The organism is Tessaracoccus sp. O5.2 (assembly GCF_964266725.1).
Taxonomy (GTDB): Bacteria; Actinomycetota; Actinomycetes; order Propionibacteriales; family Propionibacteriaceae; genus Arachnia; species Arachnia lapidicapta.
The window spans coordinates 99,477-105,909 of sequence record NZ_CAXWGV010000008.1; the positions used below are offsets into that span (position 1 = coordinate 99,477).

Below are 6,433 nucleotides of genomic sequence, written 5' to 3' on the forward strand. Positions count from 1 at the left end.
CTTCCTGGTCCCCTCGCGGTGTGAATGTGTGAGGCCAGTCAACCAGAGCCCACCGGGCCCCGCTATTGCGGGGTCCACTACGGTGGACGGCGTGCGCTACGACTACCTGACCGACGGCTCCGACATCTACCGCGAATCCTTCCGGATCATCCGCGAGGAGACCGATCTCACCCGCTTCCCCGACGACGTGGCCCGCGTCGTCGTGCGCATGGTCCACGCCGCCGGAGCCCCGGACGTCGCCGACGACGTGGCCTTCACCCCGGGCGTCGTGGCCGCCGCCAACGCCGCTCTTCGGGCCGGCGCGCCGATCCTCTGCGACTCCTCCATGGTGGCCACCGGCATCATCGCCTCCCGCCTCCCCCGCGACAACGACGTCGTCTGCCACATCAAGGACCCCGGCCTCGCGGCGCTGGCCGCCGAGAAGTCGATGACCAAGACCATGGCCGCGATCGACCTGTGGCTGCCCCGCCTCGACGGCGCCGTCGTCGCCATCGGCAACGCCCCCACCGCACTCTTCCGGCTGCTCGAGGTGGTCGCGGAGACCGGCGTGCGGCCGGCCGCGGTGATCGGCATCCCCGTCGGGTTCGTCGGCGCGGCCGAGTCCAAGCAGGCTCTCGCCGATAACGACCTGGGCCTCGAGTACCTCGTCGTCCACGGCCGAAGGGGCGGCTCGGCCCTCACCGTCGCCGCTGTCAACGCCATCGCCAGCACCGACGAGCTGACCAACACCTCGCGCCAGGCCTAAGAATCGCCGACGAGTCCCCTGCCACGACTACGCTGGGGCGCATGCCCGCCCGCCGCCACGCACCCCGCGACGAGGTGGTGTACAAGAACCGCTACGTCGGCAGGGTGGAATACCACACCAGCCGCACCAGCTTCGGCGACGCCTCGATGGTGTCCTACCGGTTCCCCTGCCAGGTGCCGCAGAAGACGAGTCCAGACTTCGTGCTCGTCCACGGCATCGGCGTCTCTGCCCGGTCGTACGGACCGACAGCGGTGGAACTCGCCAACCACGGCGACGTCCACCTCATCGACCTGGCCGGCTACGGCCGCTCACCGCGCCCGGACCGCGACCTGACCATCGCGGAACACGCCGCGCTCGTCGGGAGGTTCCTCGCGGAGAAGGACCTCGACCACCCCGTGGTGGTCGGCCACTCGATGGGGGCCCAGGTGGTGGCGCAGTTGGCGGCCGACTATCCCGACGAGGTCGATCACATCGTGCTCATCGCGCCTGTCGTGACGCCGACGGCGAGGTCGCTTGCGAAGGTGGCAGGGCTGCTGCTCGCCAACGGGCTCCGGGAGCCGCCGCAGGTGGCGGCGATGGCCATCTACGACTACCTGTTCCGGGCCGGGGTGCCGTACATGGTCAAGCAGACCCCGCACCTGCTGGAGATGGACCTCGACGCCGTCGCGGGGCGGATCGACGCCAAGACGCTGGTGATCGCCGGGCTCGACGACCCACTCGTGCCGTTGGACTGGGCGGAGAAGCTCGCAGGCGCGTTCCAGCACGGCTGGTTCGCGACGGTGCCGGGGCCGCACGCCACGATGTTCGCCTCGCCCAAGCTGATCGCCGATCTCATCGACGAGCATGCCCACCGCTGAACGCGAGCCCCCACCGACAGAAGCGATCAGAAGTGATGCCGAGGTCCCCCCAAGACCTCGGCATATCCGCAGTCTCACGACATTCCCCGGCACACGCGTCCAGGACGGTACGAAAGTACCCTGGCCGTCCCCGCCCGAGTCGACGGCGGCAGGCTCCCCCCTAGGATGACCGGGTGGGACGGAAAGCACTCTCGAGCGGCGCGCTGGAGGTCCTCATCGCGCTCGTGATCATCACGGTTGAGTTTCTCGCCCCGCGCGCCCGCCTCGTCCTCACACCCGAGATCGTGGCCCTCGACGTCGCGGCCTTCGTCACGGTGGTGGTCGCGGTCCGCTGGCCGAAGGGCGGCGCCGCGCTCACTGTCGTCATGGCCATCACGGCGGCGGCCGTCGACGAGAACTCCCTCGGCTTCTGGGGTTACCTCCTCATGCTCCCGGTCGTCGCTGCTCTGCGGACCGGCCGCTGGGCACAGGCCGCCGTCATGGCGGCAACCGTGTTCATCACGTCCGTGACCGCCACCGCCCGCAAGCTCGGGGAGGAGTTCGACGCATTCGAGGTGATCCTCGGGTGGCTGGCGCTGGATGCGGTGTTCGTGCTCGTCGGGCTGGGACTCAATGCGGTGTCCCGGAATGCCGCCGAGGCCGAGGCCAGGCGCCAGCAGGATCTGAGGCTCCGGGCCACACTCGACCTGCACGACTCGGTGGCCCGCGAACTGACTCTGATCTCGATGGAGGCGGACGCTGCGTACCAGGCCGGCGGGGCACCGCCCGAGACGCTTGCCGCCTTGTCCGAGCGTGCCCGCAACGCCGGGGCCGCCCTCCGCGACACCATCCGCATGATGCAGATCGGCGAAGCCGCCGGACCAGATGCCGGATTCGCCGAGACGCTCGGCCAGGAGATCCGGGTCCTCAAGCGGCGAGGCCATGAGGTCAGCGCCTCCGGTGACCTGACCCCCGCCCTGCCGGTCGCAGTCGATCGTGCGCTCGCCCAGATCGTCCGGGAAGCTCTCCACAACGTGGCCAAGCACGGCACAAGACACGGCCATTGCACCATCGTGGGCGAACTGTCCGCCGTCGACTACCAGCTGGTCATCGCCAACCAGATGGCTTCCGAGCAGATCCCCGGTACCGGGCTCGGTACCCTCGGCATGCGCCATCGCGCCACTCTCGCGGGCGGGACGCTCCACCTGGCATCGGCGAACGGCACGTGGACCTGTCTGGTGGAGATGCCGCTGGCGGCGAGGCAGCTCCAGGCATGATCACGGTCGGAATCTGCGACGACGACGCCCTCGTCCTCAGCTATCTCACGAGCACTCTCTCCCGCGTCGACGACATCGCCGTGGTCCACCAATGCGCCGGTGGGCATGAGGCGCTGGCCGCCTCCCCCGTCGACATATGGCTGATGGACATCCGGATGCCGGGCATCTCCGGAGTGCAGGCCTGCCGGTCGCTGACCTCCCGCCCCAACCCGCCGCGCGTCCTGCTGCTCACCAGCCTCAGCACCACGACCCTCCCCGAGGCCATCGCGGCCGGGGCCAGCGGCTTCCTGTACAAGGACACGCCCGGCAAGGCGCTCGCGGCCGCCATCAGGACCGCCCACAGCGGGATCTTCGTCCACTCACCCGACGCGGCGCGCGCCCTCACCACCCGTGTGACCAGCCGGGAACCAGCTCCCGACGGTGTGTTGCGCGACGCCGTCGACCACGAGCTGATCCGCGCCATCAACGCGGGCCGCAGCTACGACCAGATGGCCGAGGCGCTGGGGATGTCCGTCTCGGGTGTGAAGAAGCGCGTAGGCATCCTCATGAAGCGCGCGGGCGTGACCAGCCGCCCCCAACTGATGGCCCAGTCCGCCTCGTGGGGCATCAGCCCGGTCCCCGGCACAGCGCACACCTCGAAGGACCGCTGACATGGCGCGCCGCGGGCAACTCGACGCCTCCAAGCTCCGGCCCGGCTGGACCACCGGCGCCTGCGCCACCGCCGCCGCGACCGCCGCCTACGAGGCCCTGCTCACCGGCGAGTTCCCGGACCCGGTGGAGGTCGAGCTGCCCCAGGGTCGCCGACCGTCGTTTGCCCTGACCCTCGAGCAGGTGACCGACGGTGTCGCGATGGCCGCCGTCACCAAGGACGCCGGCGACGACCCCGACGTCACCCACGGCGCCCTCGTCCGCGCCTGGGTGCGGCCCGGCCCGCCGGGCTCGGGCGTGCGGTTCGTCGGCGGCCCCGGCGTCGGCACCGTCACGCTGCCCGGGCTCCCTCTCCCTGTGGGCGAGCCGGCCATCAACCCCGCACCCCGGGCGATGATCACGGCGAACCTCTCCGCCGTCGCCCGCCGACACGGCGTGCCCCTCGACCTCGAGGTGACCATCGGGGTCGACGACGGCGAGGCCCTCGCGCGGCACACGTGGAACCCGCGCATCGGCATCGTCGGGGGGATCTCCATCCTCGGCACCACCGGCGTCGTGGTCCCCTACTCGTGCTCCGCGTGGATCGATTCGATCCGGCGCGGCGTCGACGTCGCCCGCGCCGCCGGCCTGCAGCACCTGGCCGCCTGCACCGGGTCGACGTCGGAGCGTGTCGTCTCCGAGCTGTATGGCCTGCCCGAGCTGGCCCTGCTGGACATGGGTGACTTCGCGGGGGCGGTGCTGAAGTACTTGTCCCGCCACCCCGTCGAGCGCCTCACGATCTGCGGCGGGTTCGCCAAGCTCACCAAACTGGCCGCCGGACACCTCGACCTGCACTCCCACCGAACCCAGGTGGACCTGTCCCACCTCGCCAGCCTGGCGGTCCAGGTCGGTGCCGGGGAGGCGCTCGCCGCGGCGATCCGTGCCGCCAACACCGCGGCAGAGGCCCTCGACCTGGCCGAGGCAGACGGCATCCCGCTGGGCGACGCCGTCGCCACCGCGGCCCGCGATCACGCCCTCACCGTCCTGCGCAGCTCTCCCGTGGCGGTCGACGTCATCTGCATCGATCGGGGCGGCGCAATCGTCGGCAACTCGGCTTGATGAGGGATGCGGCACGTCGGTCCGGTGAATGTCGGGGATGAGCGCAGACGTTTCAGGGTCTTACCGCCTCAGGTTCTTGAGTCCCTCCCCTACGATCTCGAGCCGCACCACAGCCGAGCGCCGCAACTCATCACGCAGATAGCCGTCGAGATCCAAAACACGTGCAACTTCCTCACGGTCGAGGTGTGGGCTGAGATTCATGGCTCCCAGTCTCTCGCCGGCTCACCTGTCCTTGAGCTGCTCATGAAGGCCGCCCCGCAGCGCGAGCGGAACCAAGGCCACCCCCTGGTCGCGGCGGCCGATCCGATGGCGAGAAAACCTGCAGCGAACGTCGCCGCGACCCCGGTCAGCGGGACGGCCTGCAGCGAGACGGCCACTGCGAGCGCGGCGACGGTGGCGGCGCAGGCGGATCCGGCCCCTGGTCCCGCCTGCCCCAGCTGGGACCTACCTCAACCCGTGCCCTGACGCGTCCTGGCCGACGAGCAGGGCGTGACCGTGGGTCGACCCGCCAGTCCGCGCGCCTGGATCACCGCGTACGCCACCGCCACCGCTGGCCCCGCGGCCTGGGAAACCAATCAGGACCGCCGCCAGCCCCGCCGACGCGGACCCGCCCACCAAGGCGACCACCATCCGCTACCGGCGAACTCAATGGCACGACACCCGCTTGAGCGAAGGCTGTGCGCATGTAACGTGATGCGCACGGCGCCCAGGCGCAGGAGGCCAGGAGTGGTGCGATTCATCCTCGAACTGATCATCGGCGTCGCAGTGGCCGCGATCGTCACCGCGGCCGTCATGGTCACGATGTTCTACCTCGGCCCCTGGGCCGATCCGCCCGGGATGGACAAACTCTGGTGGCTGCTATCGACCGCAGCGGCCTTACTCGCGTCCTGGCGATGGTGGGCACGCCGACGCACCTCTTCGGACCGGAGGTAGGGCTCGTAGTCCTGGCAACGCTGAATGGCTTGGAGAATGTCGGCGAACCGCTCCTGATCAGATCGGGTCACAACGGCACCGCGTCGGCTAGAGCGCTGGACGACACACTGTCGCCCGTGGCGTCGCCACGGGCCACAGAGCCGAACAGTCTCGGGTTGGCCGCGTGTTAGCGACAAAGGATGCCGTCCAGGGCATCGCGATGCGCGATGATCGCCGCACGCAGCGACGCGCTCTCGGCCGTCACGATGCTCATGCACCGAGGGTACCCCGCGACCAACGCGCTCGGTACTGCCGATCCCCCCGACAGCGGCATAGAACGGACGTGTGGTGGAGCGTTGCTGCAACGGATCAGGGTTCGCGAGACTGAATCGCCGTTGTGGCGAGGTTGAGGCAGGGACCGGGTAGGCGTGGAGGCACAGGCGGGTGTGTACTTCCGACATGAGTGATTTCGGGACCCGGATCCGGCAGAGTCTCCGCCGAGCGTCGCCAATCCCGGTTTCGGCGGTCCCGCTCGGTCCGGTCGACCGCGCCGCCCGACCGGGCCCCCAACCTGCCGCCCATGCAGTACGGCGCTGGCTGGCGGCAGCCGTTGGCCTCGTCGTGGTGGCCGGCATCGGACTGGCCGCCTCGGGCTGCAGCACGCCAGTACCCGACGCGCCCGCGGCCCCGCCCGGCCGGGCCACCGTGATGGTCGACCTTTACTCGGGACGGGAGAACCCGCAGATCCCGCTCGACCCTGACGTTGCCGAGGAGTTGTACCTGATGATCAGCGATAGTGCGGCTGCCGGGGAGGTGATCCCTGCCGACCCGCCGGATCCCGGGCTCGGCTTCCGCGGCTTCGTCGTCACCCCCGCCGACGCGAACCTCCCGGTGCTGCGGATCCTGCCGACGGCCGT

The 6,433-nt window shown here is 70.2% G+C and carries 7 protein-coding genes; all 7 read left to right on the forward strand.

Annotation, left to right across the window (positions count from 1 at the left end):
• Positions 1 to 91: 91 nt before the first annotated feature.
• The gene (locus tag ACFQPD_RS05190; protein ID WP_068751601.1) at positions 92 to 745 is read left to right on the forward strand and encodes a precorrin-8X methylmutase; all 654 of its coding nucleotides are present in this window, start codon (positions 92 to 94) and stop codon (positions 743 to 745) included.
• A gap of 41 nt (positions 746 to 786) precedes the next feature.
• Complete coding sequence (locus ACFQPD_RS05195; protein ID WP_385899125.1) at positions 787 to 1,602, forward strand: alpha/beta fold hydrolase; 816 nt, start codon at positions 787 to 789, stop codon at positions 1,600 to 1,602.
• Between the two features lie 173 nt (positions 1,603 to 1,775).
• Positions 1,776 to 2,858 (forward strand): sensor histidine kinase, encoded by a 1,083-nt coding sequence (locus tag ACFQPD_RS05200; protein ID WP_068751603.1) that lies wholly within the window; start codon positions 1,776 to 1,778, stop codon positions 2,856 to 2,858.
• Positions 2,855 to 3,508, forward strand: a complete 654-nt coding sequence (locus ACFQPD_RS05205; protein ID WP_068751604.1) for a response regulator transcription factor — start codon at positions 2,855 to 2,857, stop codon at positions 3,506 to 3,508. The genes ACFQPD_RS05200 and ACFQPD_RS05205 overlap by 4 nt, the downstream gene beginning before the upstream one ends.
• A gap of 1 nt (position 3,509) precedes the next feature.
• Positions 3,510 to 4,604 (forward strand): cobalt-precorrin-5B (C(1))-methyltransferase, encoded by a 1,095-nt coding sequence (locus ACFQPD_RS05210; RefSeq protein WP_385899129.1) that lies wholly within the window; start codon positions 3,510 to 3,512, stop codon positions 4,602 to 4,604.
• A 726-nt stretch (positions 4,605 to 5,330) separates the two neighbouring features.
• A complete protein-coding gene (locus tag ACFQPD_RS05215) occupies positions 5,331 to 5,537 on the forward strand; it encodes a hypothetical protein (protein WP_385899132.1) in 207 nt (68 codons plus the stop codon).
• 603 nt (positions 5,538 to 6,140) lie between these two features.
• Positions 6,141 to 6,433, forward strand: a 293-nt coding sequence (locus tag ACFQPD_RS05220) for a hypothetical protein (protein ID WP_385899133.1), incomplete at its 3' end; no start/stop codon positions are given.

What these genes read in the sequence shown, in the direction of transcription:
- ACFQPD_RS05195 (WP_385899125.1), top strand. Translation starts at nt 787, where the DNA reads ATGCCCGCCCGCCGCCACGCACCCCGCGACGAGGTGGTGTACAAGAAC.
- ACFQPD_RS05205 (WP_068751604.1), top strand. Translation starts at nt 2,855, where the DNA reads ATGATCACGGTCGGAATCTGCGACGACGACGCCCTCGTCCTCAGCTAT.
- ACFQPD_RS05210 (WP_385899129.1), top strand. Translation starts at nt 3,510, where the DNA reads ATGGCGCGCCGCGGGCAACTCGACGCCTCCAAGCTCCGGCCCGGCTGG.